The sequence below is a fragment of the Polaribacter sp. SA4-10 genome (assembly GCF_002163835.1).
Lineage (GTDB): Bacteria > Bacteroidota > Bacteroidia > Flavobacteriales > Flavobacteriaceae > Polaribacter.
In genome coordinates, this window is sequence record NZ_CP019331.1 from 724,148 (window position 1) to 743,519 (window position 19,372).

The following is a 19,372-nucleotide window of genomic DNA, read 5'->3' on the forward strand; positions in this document are numbered from 1 at the left end:
CATGAAATATATAAAAATAATAGCAGTTTTAACCATTGCAACTACCACCCTGTTTTCTTGTAGAAAAGGAGACCATAAAGCAGATGGTTATGGAAATTTTGAAGCGACTGAAATAACAGTGTCAGCAGAAAGCAATGGCAAACTATTGTCTTTCTCTATAGAAGAAGGTCAACAACTTAAAAAAGAAGACTTTGTAGGTTTTATTGACACCATTACTTTAACATTAAAACGCCAACAATTAGTGATTTCTAAAAGTGTAATTGGATCAAAATACAGGGGTGTATTGTCTCAAATAAATGTATTAAAAGCACAATTAAAAATTGCTGATATTAATAAAAAAAGAACAGAAAAATTACTAAAAGACAACGCAGGAACTCAAAAACAATTAGATGATATCATTGGACAAATGAATGTGATTAAGCAACAAATTAGAAGCATAGAAACTCAAAATGCTACTGTTATAAATGAACTAAAAAGTATTGATATACAGCTTAAACTAATTGAAAATAAAATTGAAAAAAGTAAAATAATCAACCCTATAAATGGAACCGTATTAGTAAAATATGCTGAACCTAATGAAATTGCTTCATTTGCAAAACCACTCTATAAAATAGCAGATTTAAGTACCATGAGATTGCGGGTTTATATAAGTGAAACGCAACTTTATTTAATAAAAATTAACCAAGAAGTTACCGTTAAAATTGATGACAATGAAGCAATGAAAAACTATAAAGGAATCATTACTTGGGTTTCTTCTGAAGCTGAGTTTACACCAAAAATAATTCAGACCAAAGAAGAACGTGTTGCCTTAGTTTATGCAGCAAAAATTGATGTTGTAAATGATGGAAGTCTTAAAATAGGAATGCCTGCAGAAATGTGGCTATCAGAAGAAAATTAAATGAGTATTACTGTTACAAATATATCTAAATGGTATAAAGAAGTAAAGGCATTAGAAGACATTACTTTTAATGTGAAATCTGGTGAATTATTTGGACTGATTGGTCCTGATGGCGCTGGAAAAACAACTTTGTTTAGAATTTTAACCACGCTTTTAATTGCTGATAATGGTACCGCAACTGTTGCTGATTTTGATGTGATAGACAGCTATAAAGAGATTAGGCAAAATGTTGGTTATATGCCAGGGAAATTCTCATTATATCAAGATTTAACAGTTGAAGAAAACCTCAAGTTTTTTGCTACTATTTTTGGAACAACTATTGAAGAAAATTACGATTTAATCAAAGATATTTATATTCAGATAGCACCTTTTAAAAATAGAAGAGCGGGTAAGTTGTCTGGCGGAATGAAACAAAAACTAGCATTGTGTTGTGCTTTAATTCACAAACCAAAAGTGTTGTTTTTAGATGAACCAACAACAGGTGTAGATCCTGTTTCTAGAAAAGAATTCTGGGAAATGCTAAAAAGATTGCAACAAAAAGGAATTACAATTCTAGTATCTACGCCTTATATGGATGAAGCTGCTTTGTGTGATAGAATTGCCTTAATACAAGATGGTAAAATCTTAGAAATTGATACACCACAAGAAATTGTAAAACATTACCCTAAACAGATTTATAATGTAAGCGCTAACAATATGTATAAATTGATAGTGAGTCTTAAAAATTACGAGCATCAATATAGCGTTTATCCTTTTGGCGAATTTGTGCATTATACAGATCAAAGAACTCATTTTAATAGAGATGAATTACATCAGTATTTAAAAGAAAAAGGACTTGAAAATAGTACCATTAACAAAACACAAGCAACCATAGAAGATACTTTTATGGAATTAGCAAAATAATGAAACAAGAAAACGTCATAGAAGTACAAGGTTTAACCAAAATGTTTGGTGATTTTACTGCTGTAAATGCTATTTCTTTTGAAGTAAAAAAAGGAGAAATATTTGGATTTTTAGGCGCAAATGGTGCCGGAAAAACGACAGCGATGAAAATGCTAATTGGCATCTCTACCCCTACTTCTGGTAACGCAAAAGTGGCAGGATTTGATGTGTATTCTCAAGCTGAAAGCATAAAGAAAAACATTGGCTATATGAGTCAGAAATTTGCCTTGTATGACGATTTAACAGTAAAAGAAAACATTACTTTTTTTGGCGGTATTTATGGATTGTCTCGCGTAAATATTAAAGAAAAAACAAAACAATTAGTAGAAGAATTAGGTTTAGAAGAAGTGGTAAATCAACTAGTAGGCTCTTTGCCTTTGGGTTGGAAACAAAAAATATCTTTTTCAGTTGCCTTATTACACAATCCTAAAATTGTTTTTTTAGATGAACCAACAGGTGGTGTAGATCCTATTACAAGAAGACAGTTTTGGGAAATGATTTACAAATCTGCAAATAATGGAACCACCATTTTTGTAACTACACATTATATGGACGAAGCGGAATATTGCGATCGTGTTTCTATCATGGTAAATGGAAAGATTGAAGCTTTAGATACCCCTACAAAACTGAAAGAACAGTTTAATGCTGATAATATGAATGAGGTGTTTTTAAAATTAGCGAGAGGCTGAGAAAAGAACAATCAGAATTCAGTAATTAGTATTCAGTTGCAGTTGCAGTTAAAAAAAAAATTAAAAAAGAGCTTCGGAAATCAACAAAACCGGAGAGAAACAATTAAAAATGAAAAGATTTAAAGGTTTTATAATAAAAGAGTTTTATCATATCTTTAGAGATAGACGCTCATTATTTATTTTATTTGGAATGCCAATTGCTCAGATTTTATTATTTGGTTTTGCTATTACAAATGAAATTAACAATGTTGATATCGCTATTTTAGATCATTCTAAAGATGCAACTACACAAGAAATTATCAATAAAATTGCTGCTTCAAAATACTTTAGTGTCAATCAATTTATTGAGCGTGAAGCGGATATTGAAGCTGCTTTTAAAAAAGGAAAAATAAAAGCTGTTTTAAATTTCGAAAAAGATTTTAGTAAAAACCTAATAAAAGAGGGTAACGCTACAATACAAGTGTTAACAGACGCTACAGACCCAAATACAGCCAATACTATTAGTAATTTTACAAATGCTATTCTACATAAATATCAGCAAGAAATAAATAAAAACAACCCTATTCCTTATCAGATACTCGCACAAACACATATGATTTATAATCCTGAATTAAAAAGTGTTTTTATGTTTGTACCTGGTGTAATGACCATTATTTTAATGCTGGTTTCTGCAATGATGACTTCAATTTCTATCACTAAAGAAAAAGAATTAGGAACTATGGAAATTCTATTGGTATCCCCTTTAACACCTTTTCAAGTAATTATTGGTAAAGTGGTTCCTTATATTTTTTTATCAATAATTAATGCAGCCGTTATTATTTTATTGGGCATCTTTATTTTTAAAATGCCCGTTCAAGGAAGCCTGTTTTTATTAGGTGTAGAAAGTGTTTTATTTATTATCACTTCTTTATCATTGGGTATTTTAATTTCAACAATTTCAAACACGCAACAAACAGCAATGATGATTTCTTTAATGGGGTTAATGCTGCCTACAATTTTATTATCTGGCTTTGTTTTTCCTATTTCTAGCATGCCTGTACCCTTACAAATAATAAGTAATATAGTGCCTGCAAAATGGTTTATCATCATTTTAAAAGGCGTGATGCTAAAAGGTGTAGGAATTACTTTTATTTGGAAAGAAACCTTCATTTTAATAGGAATGACCTTGTTTTTTATCGGTGTAAGTATTAAGAAATATAAAATTAGGTTGGAGTAAAATCGTATTCCGTTTTAAGTCTCGGTAGGAAGTCAGAAAAAGTGAATAGAAAAAAGAAATTTAGAAAGCATTAAGAATTAACCATGAAAACAATTGGATACATTATACAAAAGGAATTCAAGCAGATTTTTAGAAATAAAAGCATGCTTCCTATCATTTTTATACTGCCTATAATTCAGCTTATTATATTATCTAATGCTGCTACTTTTGAAGTAAAGAACATTAAGTTTTCTTATATTGACAATGACCATACCTCAACTTCTAGAGCATTAATAGAAAAGTTTGATGCTTCGTCTTATTTTAATATAATTACCCATTTCTCATCAACAGAAATAGCAGATGATGCTATGTTAAAAGGTGATGTAGATGTAATTTTAGAGATTCCACGTTATTTTGAACGAGATTTGGTAAAAGAAAAACGAACAACTATTGGTGTAAAAATTAATGCAATTGATGGTGCAGCCGCAGGTGTAGAAAATGTATACATTAATCAAATTCTACAGCATTTTAATAAAAAAGTGAGCGCAAATTTAATGCAACCTTCAGACATGATTTTGAAGCCTACAAGTATTTCAACCATTCCGTCTTTTTGGTATAATAAAACCCTGAATTATAAAACCTTTATGGTACCAGGAATACTCGTTTTATTGGTAACAATGATTACGTTGTTTTTATCTGGAATGAACATTGTACGTGAGAAAGAAATAGGAACCTTAGAGCAAATTAATGTAACTCCTATTAAAAAACATCAATTTATAATTGGAAAATTATTTCCTTTTTGGGGAATAGGAATCGCTTTATTAACTATTGGTTTAATTCTTGCAAAACTTATTTTTAATGTACCAATGTTAGGGAGTTTGCCTTTAATGTACCTCTATACTTCTATCTATATTTTAGTAATATTAGGTATTGGTTTGTTTATTTCAAACTTTACAGAAACACAACAACAAGCCATGTTTATTTCTTGGTTTTTTACGGTTATTTTTATTCTGATGAGTGGCTTGTTTACCCCAATTGAAAGTATGCCAAAATGGGCGCAAGTAATTACAGAATTTAATCCAATACGTTATTTTATAGAAGTAATGAGAATGGTAATGCTTAAAGGAGCTGGTTTTTATGACGTGCTACCTCAAGGATTAAAAACGCTTTTATATGCAATTGTTATGAATGGTTTGGCTGTATGGAGTTATAAAAAAACAACTTAATTTTCTACCTAAAAAGACCCTAATTATCTAATTCAGACTTCCTGTAATAAGTTGATACAACACCAACTAAGGTATAAAAAAAAGCCCAATCTTTAATTAGATTCGGCTTTTAACACTCGAGTTGGGGAGGGATTGTATTTATAGTATGCAAAACATATGTACATACTATTTCTTAAATTAATTTAATGCTTCTATAGCTTCCTAACACTTCGTAAAACTCTTCATAATAGCGGTTTTTTAGCTTTACATTATAAAGGTAGAAATAACTAAAATAAACAAATATGATATAAATCATTAAAAACTATATATTCAGACTACAAAAAAAAAGGACCAAGTACCATAACCTGGCCTTTAAATAATAGATAGTACTATTAATTATATAGAATAAAAGAATGCAAAATGCTAGTGTTTTATTTATTAATAAATGTATTTATTGGTACAACTGGAGCTAATAAAGCTTCTGTCTTTTCTATAACTTTAGCGTCTAACTCAATTGTTTTTGATAACTTAACAGTACTTACATTACTTGCCATTATCAATTGGTAAGTACCTTTATCTAGTTTCCAAGCATGAGAAGCGGTATCATAATACCCCAAATTAGCAACAGTTGTTTTAATAATTATTGTTTGTGCTTCACCAGGTTCTAAAACCTTCGTTTTTGCAAAACCTTTTAACTCTTTTAAAGGCTTATTTGTAGCGCTTTTAGGACTTGCAACATACAATTGCACTACTTCTTTACCTTTAACTTTACCAGTGTTTGTAACAGTACATTCTAGTGTTATATCATCTCCATTTTGAATAACATTTAAGTTAGAATAGTCAAAAGTTGTATAGGATAACCCAAATCCAAAAGGATACGATGTTTCTATATTAAAAGTATCAAAATAACGATACCCAACATAGATTCCTTCTTCATATACCTCTTCTGATGGCATACCTGCTAAAGGATTATTAGATTTAGGTGCATTAGGATCTAACACTTGACCAGGGAAATTTTTACTTGAAGGTACATCTTCTAATGTTTTTGGAAATGTAACAGTCAGTTTACCAGATGGCGTTACTTTACCAGAAATAATATCTGCAATTGCGTTACCTTGTTCTTGCCCTGCTTGCCATGAAAGTAAAATAGCGTCTGGCAAATGCTTCCAGTTCTCAGTTTGGATAACACCACCAATATTTAAAACAACAACAAACTTTTTATTTTTTGCCTTAAAAACGGTACTGATGATTTCTAGTAACGTTACTTCTTTTGCTGTTAAATTATAATCAGCTTCTACTACTCTATCTTTAAACTCACCAGATGTTCTGCCTAAAGTAAAAATAGCAATATCATTTTTATTTGCAATGTCTTCTATTTCTTCTTTAGTCCATATTTTTTCTGGCACTAATACATCTGATTCAAAAAAGAATTTTTTAGGCGGAATTTTTGCTTTCTCTGTTTTAATATAGTGTTCATATTTTGTAGATAGGTTTTTGTCAGTTTTAAAACCTGCATTTTCTAATCCTTCTAAAACAGAAACCATATAAGCTTTATTTACATCTCCACTTCCTGTTCCTCCAGCTATAGACTCATAAGAAGTAATACCCATTAAAGCAATTTTTACCTTATTATTTATAGGCAAAGCATTGTTGTTTTTTACCAAGATCATCCCTTCTGAAGCTGCATTTCTAGCTAACGTTTTATGTGCTTCTAAATTTGGTTTGCTAGAGGGTTTATAGCTTTTAAATGACGGTGTTTTAAAATACTGAATTAAAATACTTTTAATATTTCTATCCAAGATGTTCTCGTCTAACCTTCCATTTTTAACAGCTTCTAGTATCGCGTTAGATTGAGCATTTGTACCTGGCATTAATAAATCATTACCTGCTTTCATTTGGGCTACTGCATCTTTACCACCAAACCAATCTGTCATTACAAAGCCATTAAATCCCCATTCATTTCTTAAAATATTAGTTAATAACGCTTCACTTTCTGATGCATAAACGCCATTAATTTTATTGTAAGAAGACATCACAGACCAAGGTTGACTTTCTTTTATTGCAATTTCGAAACCTTTTAAATAAATTTCTCTCAAAGCACGCTCACTTACAACTGTATTTAATTCTGTACGGTTCGTTTCTGAGTTGTTTGCTACAAAGTGTTTAATCGTTGCACCAATACCTTCTTCTTGAACTCCATTAACAAATGCTGCTGTAATTTTACCTCCAAGAACTGGATCTTCAGAATAATACTCAAAGTTTCTTCCCCCTAATGGATTACGCTGAATATTTAAAGCTGGGGCTAATAAAAAATCGACTCCATACTCTTTTCCTTCCTTCCCAAAAGCATGTCCAATACTCTTTACCAGTGCTACATTCCAACTAGAAGCAAGGTTTGTTCCAATAGGAAATGCAGTAGCATAAAAGGTATTATCTGGTTGTTTTTCTCTTAAAGGGCTAATTCTTATTCCTGCAGGTCCGTCTGCAAAAACAACGGCTGGAAACTGGTTTCTCTTATTAATATAACTTGTACCTGCGGCACCTGGTATTTTATTATTATTTAAACCAACAGTAGCTGTTGGAGCTTCATTTTTTTCTTCTCTACCTCCAAAGTTCATTCCTGTACCACGTACTAAATACACTTTTTCTTCTAAAGATAAACCGTCTATTATTTGATCTATTTTTTCTTCTGATACCTGCGCACTTAGTGATAGTGTAAATGCTAAAAAAAATAGTTGAATGATACTTATTTTCATATTGAGATTATTTAGTTTCCTCAAAAATAAATATCAATCTAGAGATGACAATTGACATATGTCAAAAGAAGAGGTTTTTTGTTCTAATTCTACTTAAAGTTTCTTTTGTGATTCCTAAAAAGGTAGCAATAAATTGTAAGGGTACTTTTTTAAGTATTGATGGTTTCTGTTCTAATAAAGATTTGTACCGTTCCTTTGCTGTTTCAAATTGCATGGATTCCATTCGTTTTTGAGAGCCCATTAACGATTTAGAGAATAATTCGATATAAAGATTCGTGATTTCTATATTGCTGTTTCTTAACTTTTCGAAACCCGCTTTAGAGTGCATAATAATTTCTGAATCTTCAATAACTTCTATAATTAACTTACTGGGTGTTTCATTAAAATAACTAGAAATTGAAAAAAAGAAATGTTTTTCACTTGCAAACCACTCTGTAATATCTACGCCGTTTTTATAATAAAAAATACGAATAAAGCCTTTATTTACAAAATAGATGTGCTTACACGTTTCTCCGTAATTTAAAATAAATTCCCCTTTTTTAAACTGTTGTGATTTAATATTTTCTGTAAGTAAAACTCTTGTTTCTTCACTTAAAGGGCTTATTTCATTTAATCTATTAAGATAGTCATCAAACATATTACTAGTATAATAATACAAATATACGTGATATAAAGAAGTCTAACTTGCAAAAAATTACAACGCTACTTCTAACGTTACAGCAACACAACAACAAGCGATTTTTATTTCTTGGTTTTTTACGGTTCTTTTTATGCTGATGCGTAGCGTATTCACGCCAATTGAAAGTAGGCCAAAATGGACGCAAATAATTACAGTGTTTAATCCAATACGTAATTTTATAGAAGTAATGAGAATGGTACTGCTCCATAGAGCTGATTTTAAGAACAGGCCACCTCAACAATTAAAAACGCTTTTAGATGCCATTGTTATAAGTTCATACAAAACCAACGTAGGTATGAAAAAAGCCCAACCATAAAAGATTGGACTTTTAACGCAATAAATTTAGGGGAACCTAAATTGAAACCATACAATTTAGGAAAGATATTGCAAATAAGATATTCTTATAATGAATACCTATCTCATAACTAATTATTTAGAGATAAAATAGGTAAATTAAGCAAGCACTTTAAATTGTTTTAATGCCTCCATCGCTTCACAACCATAAACAACAGCCGGTCCACCACCCATTAAAATAGCAACACCAATGGTTTCCATTATTTCATCATCTGTTGCTCCAGCTCTTAACGCATCATGTACATGAAAAGCAACACAACCGTCACAACGCACCGTTATTGCAATTCCTAACGCTATTAGCTCTTTTGTTTTTGTTGTTAACACCCCTTCTGTAACAGCTGTTTCATGCAGCTTACCAAAAGCAGTCATCGTTGCTGGTATTTTTAACCCCATCGCTTCCATTCCCAAAGAAATTTCTTCATAGTGTTTCATAAAATCTTTCATAACCTTTTTTTTATTTTATAAATGATACCCTTATTTTAAAAGTAAACACATCGTAAAACAACTATCGTATTTAAAGAAACATAATGACTTTAAATACCTATTGTTTTAAGCGGGTTGTTCTTCCTTAGATTTGTTTTTAGTCAATTTTTCAATTAAGCCAGGTACTTTATCAAATACAGCAGCAAGACCACTTGTTTTTCCTGCGGCTAAAAAAGAAATTTCATCAGCTCTACTTACTAAAAAACCAATAGGCTCAATACCAATTCCAGCTCCTGCGCCCATTCCTTGTCCTTTTGCTTTTGTATCTGTGCCTTCTCCGCCTCCAGATCCAAATCCCATACCTACTTTAATCACAGGTACACATTTAAACTCTCCTAATTCAAACTGAGAACCAACAATAGTTTCCGTTTTTGCTTCAGATTTAATAAAATCTGTAATCTTTCCTAATAATTCTTCAAAATGTAATTCCATAATTTTTTGTTTTTAACTGTTAATAAATGATTTAATTATATAGATAGGTCTATTTTGTATTTGTAAGACCAATTTATTTCTGTTTTCAAAATTTACATTAAAACCTTGTTTGTAATAATTTAACAGTGCCATTACAGGAAATAACTTGGCATTTAAAATACAATTGCCAGTATCTACCTCTAATCTAAATTGTGTTACTTTAAATGATTTTAATAATTTAAATAAGGTTTTAGGCCTTATAGGGGATTTCCGTTTTTTAGCCTGCTTTTGCTTTTTAGGGCTAATTGCTTTCGCTGTTTTTTCTTTAAGAGGAAAGAAATTAAAAGTCAAAAAAAAACATTCAATTTAACTTGTAAGAGTTCTTCTTTATGGCTTTCCAAACTTAGTTTCAAAATTCCCTTTAATGAAAAGTAATACGTATGTGTACTTGTATTGATGTACAATACAGCAGGCACAAATAATAAGTAAAGTACCAGCATCAAGAAAAGAATTAGAATAATAGCGAAAACCATTGTTTTATTTTCAGCTAAAGGAACCTAAAATTTAGCGTTAACGCAATGACGTATATCAGTTTACAAAAAAAAGTATACTCCTATTAAATTAGAATTAATAAATAAGTACAATCATTTTAAAATTGCAGTTAGTTGATGTTTTGATTGCTTCGTCGGCTGCCCTCGCAATGACAGTTAGTATTTAATTTCTAGTAATCACGAAATATACCAAAAGGTCATTTCGAAATGAGTGACGCTAGGAACGATTGAGAAATCTCTTTAACTGTTTTTATGCACTTTCTTTTCCATTAATGCGTACTGAATCAAGTTCAGCACAGACTTCATCAAAAAATATAGACGTATTATTTTCAATTTATGGCAACTTAAAAAAGTTATATTATATTCTTTTTTCCATTGATGAAAAAAGAACCAAAAAAACCGAGACTTATTTTATTTTTCTGAAAGCCTACTTTTTAATCCATTATCGTGTCCAGACCGCAAGCTATTTAGACACTTTCCATTCCTTAAAAATTGAATTTTTGTAAAAAATAAAAGTAGGACGGGTTTAGATTCTAACTTTAAGTCATTAGATTCATCGTCGTAAACTCACTCGTAATGATAAAATCTTAACGTCATTGCGAGGCACGAAGCAATCTGTTTGTCTGTAGTTCTTATTTAATGAGATTGCTTCGTCGACTGTCCTCGCATTGACAGTTAGTATTTAATTTCTAGTAATCACGAAATACACCAAAATGTCATTTCGAAATGAGTGACGCTAGGAGCGATTGAGAAATCTCTTTAACTGTTTTTATGCACTTTCTTTTCCATTAATGCGTACTGAATCAAGTTCAGCACAGACTTCATCAAAAAATATAGACGTATTATTTTCAATTTATGGCAACTTAAAAAAGTTATATTATATTCTTTTTTCCATTGATGAAAAAAGAACCAAAAAAACCGAGACTTATTTTATTTTTCTGAAAGCCTACTTTTTAATCCATTATCGTGTCCAGACCGCAAGCTATTTAGACACTTTCCATTCCTTAAAAATTGAATTTTTGTAAAAAATAAAAGTAGGACGGGTTTAGATTCTAACTATAATTCATGAGATTCATCGTCGTAAACTCAATCGTAATGATAAAATCTTAACGTCATTGCGAGGCACGAAGCAATCTGTTTGTCTGTAGTTCTTATTTAATGAGATTGCTTCGTCGACTGTCCTCGCATTGACAGTTAGTATTTAATTTCTAGTAATCACGAAATACACCAAAATGTCATTTCGAAATGAGTGACGCTAGGAGCGATTGAGAAATCTCTTTAACTGTTTTTATGCACTTTCTTTCCCATTGATGAATACTGAATCAAGTTCAGTACAGGCTTCAATAAAATATATAGACTTTCTTTTATTTTTCTAAAATACTACGCCATCATTCCATTCACAAACACATCTACAAAATCTTTCATTTTATCTAGAATACGTTCTCCAATTGATCTGGCTTGCAGTATACTTGGTCTGTTGCCTAAACATTTAAAAATATCGTCTCGTATAGGTTCTTGACCATTGTAGATATAACTTTCTATTAATGCGTTGAATTGTTTTGCGTCTAAGTTCTCTTCTTCGCAAAGTTTGTGCAACGCTTGTACTTTTTGATCTTGCCAATACTGTTCAAATTCGTCCTCTATTTTATCGGCATCATGAATGTGAGGTAAGTTCTCTTCAATGAATTTTTCGATGAGTTCTCGCTTACTTCTCAGGGTAATATCGCCTCCTAATAAATCAATAATTGCTTTTTTCTGCGCTTCGGATTTACTTGGCTCTTTTTCTTCTTTAAAGTCTTTCAGTAGTTTTAGGATATAGTTTCTATCAATACGATCTCTGTGAATCAATTCTAATTCAAAATCAATAGCGTCTAAGATGGAAATCTTTTCTTTTTGGGCTTCTTTTTGTACTTTTTCATAGATATCCAGGTATTTTCCTTTATAATCTTCAAACTCTTGTGCATTAAGCGGTAAAGCATCCCAATCAAAATCGGTGTAAGATTGCAATACATTCAAGGTGCGCATTAGTTTTCTAAACGCTTGTACAAAAGCGGCCTCTTCATCTTCGCTTTCTAAATCGTTTACACTTTGATACGTTGGTGTTATTTCTTTCAATTCTTTAAAAGCCGCGTCAAACTTCTTTGCGATGTCTTCATATTCAGGCATCACAACGACCTCTATGGCGTCTTTGTTCGAGAACAAGGTAATTGCATCATCAGTCGCTTTTTTAAGGTTTCTAAAGCACAAGATGTTTCCTTGTGATTTCTGTTCTCCTAATATTCTATTGGTACGCGAAAAGGCTTGTATTAAACCATGCTGCTTTAAGTTCTTATCTACATACAAGGTGTTTACCTTTTTTGCATCAAAACCAGTCAACATCATACCAACAACAATCACAATGTCTAATCGATCTTTCTCATCATTGAAGTTTTGTTTTTCTCTTTCTTTTAAACGCTTGCTGATGTCTTTAAAATAGCCCTCAAACAGCGTGCTATCTTTTGTGGTGTAACTGGTGCCGAACATCGTATTATAATCAGCAATAAAACCTTCTAGCTTATCACGTGTATGACTTGATTGATAGGTAAGCTCCGTTTCTGCAGCGATTTTTAAAGTATCTTCAGGCAAATAATCTTGCGCTTCTTTACCATCTTCATTGGCGCCATAGGTAAAGATTGTTGCGATGCGTAAATCGTGATCGCCTGCTAATTTCTTTTGTTGAAACAACTCATAATAGGCTATAGCTGCATCTATACTACTTACCGCAAATAGGGCAGAGTATTCCTTATTAAATGTTTTTCGTTTGTGGTTTGCAATAATATAATTAGCAACGCCTTCTATGTATTGAGGATCATTAAAGACTTCTTCTTTATTAATATCCTCTACCATTTCATCAAACTGTGGTTTGTTTTTGTGTTTAAAAACACTGTAATACTCAATACCAAATTTTAATACATTTTGATCTCTAATGGCATCGGTAATGACATACTTGTGTAAACAGTTGCCAAACAAATCTTTGGTGGTCCGTTTTCCTAAATCGTTTTTAGAAGCATTTTCTGCAAATATGGGGGTGCCTGTAAAGCCAAATAACTGACTTTCAGCAAAGAATTCTGTTATTCTTCCGTGTGTTTCTCCAAACTGACTTCGATGACATTCATCAAAAATAAACACAAAACGTTCCTTTTTTAAAGGCTCTAATTGCTTGCGGTACTTCCCCGAAATGGCATTGTTTAGCTTTTGTATGGTGGTTATAATGAGGTCTGAATCTTTTGCTACTCCTTTTTTATCTTTAAATTTTCCTAAAAACTGATTGACCAAACTATTGGTATTATCAGTAGAATCTACACTTCCATCCTTAAAAGAATTGAATTCTTGCATGGTTTGGTAATCTAAATCTTTACGATCTAATACAAACACCACTTTATACACTTCTGGCAAATCCATTAGAATCTGACTCGTTTTAAAGGAAGTTAAGGTTTTACCCGAACCCGTGGTATGCCATATATAGGCATTGTCTGTATTGGTTTTTACGTGTTTAATAAGCGCCTCGGTAGCAAAGTATTGGTAGGGGCGAAACACCATTAATATTTTATGGGTTTGGTTAATAACAATATAATTGGCAATCATTTTACCCAAATGGTCTGGGTTTAAAAAAGTAATAGTAAAATCTACAAGCTCGGTAACGTTCTTATTGTTGGCGTCTGCCCAATAAAAGGTTTGTTTTACCGATTGCAGCGCGTTATTGGCCAAATACTTGGTGTTGCCACCATTGCTAATTACAAACAACTGTACATATTGAAACAGCCCATGATTGCTCCAAAAGGAATGTTTTTGATACCTATTAATTTGATTAAAAGCTTCTTTAATTTCTAAACCTCTGCGTTTTAACTCTATTTGTACCAATGGCAACCCATTGACGAGCAAAGTAACATCATATCTGTTTTTAAACGAACCTTCTTGGGTGACTTGATTGGTTACTTGAAACAAGTTGTTGTTCCAGTTTTCTGAATCAAAGAATTGCACATAGGCGATGTCTCCGTTTTCTTGTGTAAAGCTAAAGCGGTCTCTTAGGGTTTTGGCTTTTTCAAATACATTGCCTTTGGCCAAATGGTTGAGAATGCCATCAAATTCTTTATCAGTGTAACTAGCTGTATTAAATACTTCTAACTGCCTCTTTAAATTAGAAACCAAGGCAGCACCATCCATTATTTTGGCGGATGCGTATCCTAAACCAATTAATTGTTTGATTAGGTTATTTTCTAAGATGGCTTCTGATTGATGAGTCATATTTATTTCCAAATTGATTGATTATTCCAATTATTTAAAAAGCCTAGTTTATAGATTGGTACGTCTGGATGGTTATTGAACAATTCTAATAATTTGTCTTTTATATGATGTCCTGGTGTTACTTTGTTTGTTAGATAAACTAAAGTAGAAATTATTAAAAAAGGTTTCTTTTTTTGTACATCTGTTAACGGCTGATCTAACCAATCAAACATTGGAGTTGCAATATCATCCTTTGGCCTTTTAACCATGTTTCTACTCCATAATCTTGAATGATGCGCAATAATATTCCTAACATAAACGATGGCTTCAAGCCAACTAGATAATTCACTGTGTATATGCAAACCCATCTCTTTTGCAATTATTGTTTTCTCTGGTATTTGATGCGCTAAGTTTTTATATAGTTTAGAAAGCGTGCCCATAGAAACAACTTCTAATATTTTCCAAGCTTCAGGGTCTTGATGCGGATGTTTCCTTTTATGCTCTTTTTTAAATATTTCTTGGCTATAATCAAATTCTCTAAAAATATGAGTAAGATGCGATGCATGTTTTACATTGTCATTAAATAAATTACAATCTATATACCATAATGCGCCATATTTTAATGACATATGATAAATCATTTTGGTACGTAAAGCTATTTCAACACGTTCTATAGCATCAAACAATATTAGACGTAAGTGTCTATCAAAATTATATCTTTCAATGATAGTTTCGAAATAAGTATTTGGTTTAAAAGTATGATTTACCCTATCGTTTTGTGTATCCCACCAATAACCTTTTAAACGATAATAACTAATTGTAGAAAAATAATGAGTAGCATCTTGCTCATTATGAAACAACATTCCTCTAGTTTTGAGTTGTTGTACTTGTTGCGCTATGGTAAAGGCTGGTTTAATTGCCATAGCTATATAAAAAAAATGACTCGTGAGCAGATCTTACGGTATGCAGCACGAGTACTGTTACGACAAAAGTACAAATATTATAACAGTTTTCATTAATTTTTTCCATGTTTTATCAATTTTAACTATTTCTTATCAAATAAATATCTACACAAACATTTGCTGCAACAGCCCTTTTTTAAAGGCTTGGGTTTGGGTTATTTGATGAGTTACTGCTTCTATTTTGGTATCGATACTCGATAAATACCTAGCGATTTTTTGTTGTTCTTCAAGTAAAGGCAATTGGAATTTAAATCGTTCAAAAAGATTTTTCTTACTAATTCTTACTCGACCTGAACCACTTGAAAGACTTAATAGTTTCTTTTGATTTTCTCTTGTTTGAATTAAGAACGAAATGAATGAATTATCAATTTCTTCACCACTTCTTATCCAACAAACATCAACACTTGTTATATAATCACCAGAATATGGAAATAAACAAACATTCAAATCATTATCGACCATTCTATTAATAAGTATATCTCCTTTTTTAATTAATGTTCCTTTAACTGCATCAAAATTCTCTTCTGATAATGTTTTTAATTTTTTATCAATAAATTCTCCAAGCCCTATATTACCTAACTGAATTATTGAATATTTTTCATTTTTCCCTAAATTTTCAGATAGAATCCAATCTCCATCACCATGTACTAAGTTTTTAACTTCAGTAAATCTTTGCTCCTCCCAATCCGGATAGTCCTTCCCATTCTCATCTTTAAACCGCAACTGGCCAGAGAAGAGTTGTTGCATGACCCCTTTTTTGTAGTCCTCCAACAATGCCTTCTTTTTGGTGAGCTGCTGTATTTTTTCATCTACCGCAGATAAAAAGGAAGCTATTTTTTGTTGTTCGGGGAGGGAGGGCTTCGAAAATTTTGCATTATTAATAATACTATTATAAAGTCTTTGAATGGTACCTCCTTCAGAATCGTATCTTACTATTTGATATATATAAAACAAAAATGAATTTGTTATCAATTCTTCTTCATTGTCTATCCAAACAATATTTGAATCTTGATAATAAGAAGGGCTGCCGTCATAAATAACAGTTCTTCCTAAAGTGCCAGAGGCTGACATTAATATATCATCAATTTTTGGAAAGGAAAACCTTTCCCTATAATCCAAATACAGTTCATTAGATATATAAGCATCTGCCTGTTTTCCGAAAGTTCCTATTTTGTAGAAAGGAATATCTCCAATTTCTGTAGTATCACTGCTAAAAATTCTCTTGCACATCCTTATTTTACCTACATCCCCTAATTTCTTTTTCTCCCAGTCTCCATCAAACTCACTAAATCTTAATGCGGGAACGAGAGGATGCGATTGCTTGCGTTTGCTTCGTTCTTCGTCCTCGCAATGACTGGCTTGCAATGACGGTTTGTTATCCATATGTGTTGTTGCGGTACTCATTAAAAAGGCGTGTCTATGTCTAATTGTTTACAGTAATCGGCTATGGTGGCGTCGGTAGTGGTCATATCTGTATCTATGGCTTTGAGGGCGTTAGAAACGGTTGCCAGATCTACAGGTTCTTCTTCTTCAAAGGTATCTACATAACGTGGTATGTTGAGGTTGTAGTCGTTTTCTGCTACTTCTGTTAGTTTGGCTACATGGCTGTATTTATCTTCGGCTGTTCGGTTTTTGTAGGTATCAATGATTTTAGCAATGTCTTCGGCACGCAAGTAGTTCTGCGTTTTTATTTTCTCGAAATGTTGACTCGCATCAATAAATAAAAGGTTGTCCGCCTCGGACCGTTCTTTTTTTAGCACTAAAATACAGGTAGGAATACTAGTTCCGTAAAAGATGTTCGCTGGCAAACCGATTACGGCATCTAAATAGTTGCGGTCTTGGATGAGGTACTTACGAATGTGCCCTTCGGCACCTCCTCTAAACAATACACCGTGTGGCAGCACTAGCGCCATGGTTCCGTTATCGGCCAACTGATGCACCATGTGTTGCACAAAGGCAAAATCGGCCTTAGAGCTTGGTGCTAATTTTCCATAGTTAGAAAAACGGTCGTCACTCATAAACAAGGGGCTTGCGCTCCACTTGGCAGAGAATGGCGGGTTGGCTACAATAGCTTCAAAACGTTGGTCTGTATGTTGTGGCCGCTCTAGGGTATCTTCATTTTTAATATCGAAACGTTTGTAATGCACATCGTGCATAATCATGTTCATGCGGCACAAGTTGTACGTGGTTGGGTTCATTTCTTGTCCGTAAAACGCACTTACTTCTTTTACTTGTTTGGCAACGCGCAATAACAAAGAACCTGAACCACAAGTAGGATCGTACACCGATTTTAGTCTGTCTTTACCCACGGTTACCAATTGCGCCAACACATTGGATACTTGTTGCGGGGTATAAAACTCGCCTGCTTTTTTTCCTGCACCAGAGGCAAATTTCCCGATGAGGTATTCGTACGCATCACCCAAGATATCGCTTTCGGTATTGGCAATGTCAAAATCGATTTCGTCTAAATGCGAGAGTACTTTTACAATGAGTTCGTTTTTGTCGTTTTCAGATTTCCCCAATTTAGAGCTGGTTAAATCTAAGTCTTCAAATAGGTTTCCAAAGTCTTCTTCACTTTCAGATCCCATGGTGCTTTGCTCTATGTGCGCGAGCACTTTGGCAAGGTCACCCAATATAAATTCGTTTTTTCCGCCTGCATTTCCTCTTTTTGCGAGTTCACTAAACAGCTCTGATGGCAATAAGAAGTACCCTAGCTTGTCTAGTGCGGCATCTTTAATGGCTTCTATAAAAGCGGCTTCTTGCGCATGGCCTTCTACTTGGTTAAAATTAAGATGGTCTGGTGCTAGTATTTCGTTGGCATAGAGTTCCATTTTAGTACTCAGGTACTTGTAGAAAATGAAGCCTAATATGTAATCCCTAAAATCATCGGCATCCATTTTACCACGTAGGGTATTGGCGATAATCCAAAGTTGTTGCTCTAGTTGTGCTTTTTGCTCGGTCATGGGGGGAATAGCATTTTTTTTGTAAAACTTTAAGTGTGGTAATCTTTTGAAGGAGGCGAAAGAAAAAAAGGATGTTATTTTTTAAAGCGCTTGCTTCTTGTGTTTGTGTATATTTTTCGATTTGTTTAAATTGTGACTAATGGTTTTGTGTGCGAGAATTTTCATTTTTTTTATCATCAATAATTTTATAATAAATTAATAGGAATACATCTAATCACAAAAACTATAGCATTTATTTTACTAATGTTATTGAGTTTTCTATCAGTACTTTTATAGACTTGGTCTTTGTTTTCATCGTTATCTTTTTTTTTAAAATTCACGTTTCATAATAATCACTACTATAAATCTATTTTAGGATATTGATCCTAGTAATAGTAAACAGTTTAACCACTTTTACACTATCGATTAATAGCGGCTTCAACCGAAACTTTTCCATTTTTTTTACGTTAAAACTTAGTGAAATTAGCATTAAATTTTAGCAACTCCTTGCGTATTAATACCCATTTTTAAAAAAACAGGTTTATTTGTTTATACATTTACACGTATTTATAAATAGAAATTTCATCCATTTATTGATGCCTGTCTGTTGGATATGCATATAAACGTGTATTAATTTTCAAGAAAAAACAGCTGTTATTAAAAATTTAATTATGCTTTTTTTCATGTGGCCTTAGTATTTATGAGGTGTTTTAAACTTTAACTATTTTTTTTATTCCGTAATTGAATACCTTACTTTTTAAGGTGTCCACCAAAGATAGTTTGGTAAAACAGTGCGCTCTTGCGGGAAACCGCAGTTACAAATGTGGATTACCGCAAATAATTACGTGCCAAGCACCAAAATAGTACCCACTTTTAAAAAAAAATGTACAAATCCATGTTTATTTCCCGTGTATTCGTGCCTTAAAAAAAGGCCATTACTAGGAATTTTAGGACGAAGTAATCTGTTTATCTGTAGCTTCAAGCAATAAGATTGCCTTACTTCTACTCCGCTCAGCACAAGTTCACTCGCAATAACAGGGGT

Annotated in this window: 13 protein-coding genes and 1 pseudogene; 6 read left to right on the forward strand and 8 right to left on the reverse strand. The window is 32.5% G+C overall.

Annotated elements, in window-relative coordinates; all coding sequences use genetic code 11:
* Position 1: 1 nt before the first annotated feature.
* The 5 genes from BTO04_RS03310 (at position 2) to BTO04_RS03330 (ending at position 4,950) form a co-directional block, all read left to right on the forward strand.
* Complete coding sequence (locus BTO04_RS03310) at positions 2-898, forward strand: HlyD family secretion protein (RefSeq protein WP_087563142.1); 897 nt, start codon at positions 2-4, stop codon at positions 896-898.
* Positions 899-1,801, forward strand: coding sequence for an ABC transporter ATP-binding protein (locus BTO04_RS03315; protein ID WP_087563143.1), 903 nt, complete (start codon positions 899-901; stop codon positions 1,799-1,801).
* A complete protein-coding gene (locus tag BTO04_RS03320; RefSeq protein WP_087563144.1) occupies positions 1,801-2,529 on the forward strand; it encodes an ABC transporter ATP-binding protein in 729 nt (242 codons plus the stop codon). Before BTO04_RS03315 ends, BTO04_RS03320 begins: the two co-directional genes overlap by 1 nt.
* Before the next feature lie 109 nt (positions 2,530-2,638).
* On the forward strand, positions 2,639-3,745 hold the full coding sequence (locus BTO04_RS03325; RefSeq protein ID WP_087563145.1) for an ABC transporter permease: 1,107 nt from the start codon (positions 2,639-2,641) through the stop codon (positions 3,743-3,745).
* Positions 3,746-3,828: 83 nt separating this feature from the next.
* The gene (locus tag BTO04_RS03330; RefSeq protein ID WP_087563146.1) at positions 3,829-4,950 is read left to right on the forward strand and encodes an ABC transporter permease; all 1,122 of its coding nucleotides are present in this window, start codon (positions 3,829-3,831) and stop codon (positions 4,948-4,950) included.
* A 410-nt stretch (positions 4,951-5,360) separates the two neighbouring features.
* Here the strand turns inward: BTO04_RS03330 and BTO04_RS03335 are convergent, their stop codons facing one another.
* The gene (locus BTO04_RS03335) at positions 5,361-7,685 is read right to left on the reverse strand and encodes a glycoside hydrolase family 3 N-terminal domain-containing protein (RefSeq protein WP_087563147.1); all 2,325 of its coding nucleotides are present in this window, start codon (positions 7,683-7,685) and stop codon (positions 5,361-5,363) included.
* Between the two features lie 61 nt (positions 7,686-7,746).
* Complete coding sequence (locus BTO04_RS03340) at positions 7,747-8,322, reverse strand: Crp/Fnr family transcriptional regulator (RefSeq protein ID WP_087563148.1); 576 nt, start codon at positions 8,320-8,322, stop codon at positions 7,747-7,749.
* 79 nt (positions 8,323-8,401) lie between these two features.
* Here BTO04_RS03340 and BTO04_RS03345 point away from each other — a divergent pair.
* A pseudogene (locus tag BTO04_RS03345) lies at positions 8,402-8,680 on the forward strand (ABC transporter permease); the annotation flags it as partial.
* Positions 8,681-8,817: 137 nt separating this feature from the next.
* Here the strand turns inward: BTO04_RS03345 and BTO04_RS03350 are convergent.
* The 6 genes from BTO04_RS03350 to BTO04_RS03380 all read right to left on the reverse strand — a co-directional run bounded on the left by BTO04_RS03350 (position 8,818) and on the right by BTO04_RS03380 (position 18,351).
* Positions 8,818-9,162 (reverse strand): carboxymuconolactone decarboxylase family protein, encoded by a 345-nt coding sequence (locus BTO04_RS03350; RefSeq protein WP_198342101.1) that lies wholly within the window; start codon positions 9,160-9,162, stop codon positions 8,818-8,820.
* A 105-nt stretch (positions 9,163-9,267) separates the two neighbouring features.
* On the reverse strand, positions 9,268-9,633 hold the full coding sequence (locus BTO04_RS03355) for a GerW family sporulation protein (protein ID WP_087563150.1): 366 nt from the start codon (positions 9,631-9,633) through the stop codon (positions 9,268-9,270).
* A gap of 1,910 nt (positions 9,634-11,543) precedes the next feature.
* A complete protein-coding gene (locus BTO04_RS03365) occupies positions 11,544-14,447 on the reverse strand; it encodes a type I restriction endonuclease subunit R (protein WP_087563152.1) in 2,904 nt (967 codons plus the stop codon).
* A gap of 2 nt (positions 14,448-14,449) precedes the next feature.
* The gene (locus BTO04_RS03370) at positions 14,450-15,349 is read right to left on the reverse strand and encodes an Abi family protein (protein WP_087563153.1); all 900 of its coding nucleotides are present in this window, start codon (positions 15,347-15,349) and stop codon (positions 14,450-14,452) included.
* Positions 15,350-15,493: 144 nt separating this feature from the next.
* Complete coding sequence (locus BTO04_RS03375) at positions 15,494-16,792, reverse strand: restriction endonuclease subunit S (RefSeq protein WP_087563154.1); 1,299 nt, start codon at positions 16,790-16,792, stop codon at positions 15,494-15,496.
* Positions 16,792-18,351 carry a type I restriction-modification system subunit M gene (locus BTO04_RS03380; protein WP_087563155.1) on the reverse strand — a complete coding sequence of 520 codons (1,560 nt, stop codon included), beginning with the start codon at positions 18,349-18,351 and terminating at the stop codon, positions 16,792-16,794. The genes BTO04_RS03375 and BTO04_RS03380 overlap by 1 nt, the downstream gene beginning before the upstream one ends.
* Positions 18,352-19,372 lie beyond the last annotated feature (1,021 nt).

Bases quoted from the DNA above. Each gene is read 5' to 3' on its own strand.
- BTO04_RS03375 (WP_087563154.1), bottom strand. From the start codon at position 16,792: ATGAGTACCGCAACAACACATATGGATAACAAACCGTCATTGCAAGCC.
- BTO04_RS03325 (WP_087563145.1), top strand. From the start codon at position 2,639: ATGAAAAGATTTAAAGGTTTTATAATAAAAGAGTTTTATCATATCTTT.
- BTO04_RS03315 (WP_087563143.1), top strand. From the start codon at position 899: ATGAGTATTACTGTTACAAATATATCTAAATGGTATAAAGAAGTAAAG.
- BTO04_RS03310 (WP_087563142.1), top strand. From the start codon at position 2: ATGAAATATATAAAAATAATAGCAGTTTTAACCATTGCAACTACCACC.
- BTO04_RS03335 (WP_087563147.1), bottom strand. From the start codon at position 7,685: ATGAAAATAAGTATCATTCAACTATTTTTTTTAGCATTTACACTATCA.
- BTO04_RS03320 (WP_087563144.1), top strand. From the start codon at position 1,801: ATGAAACAAGAAAACGTCATAGAAGTACAAGGTTTAACCAAAATGTTT.
- BTO04_RS03370 (WP_087563153.1), bottom strand. From the start codon at position 15,349: ATGGCAATTAAACCAGCCTTTACCATAGCGCAACAAGTACAACAACTC.
- BTO04_RS03330 (WP_087563146.1), top strand. From the start codon at position 3,829: ATGAAAACAATTGGATACATTATACAAAAGGAATTCAAGCAGATTTTT.
- BTO04_RS03380 (WP_087563155.1), bottom strand. From the start codon at position 18,351: ATGACCGAGCAAAAAGCACAACTAGAGCAACAACTTTGGATTATCGCC.
- BTO04_RS03365 (WP_087563152.1), bottom strand. From the start codon at position 14,447: ATGACTCATCAATCAGAAGCCATCTTAGAAAATAACCTAATCAAACAA.
- BTO04_RS03340 (WP_087563148.1), bottom strand. From the start codon at position 8,322: ATGTTTGATGACTATCTTAATAGATTAAATGAAATAAGCCCTTTAAGT.
- BTO04_RS03355 (WP_087563150.1), bottom strand. From the start codon at position 9,633: ATGGAATTACATTTTGAAGAATTATTAGGAAAGATTACAGATTTTATT.
- BTO04_RS03350 (WP_198342101.1), bottom strand. From the start codon at position 9,162: ATGAAAGATTTTATGAAACACTATGAAGAAATTTCTTTGGGAATGGAA.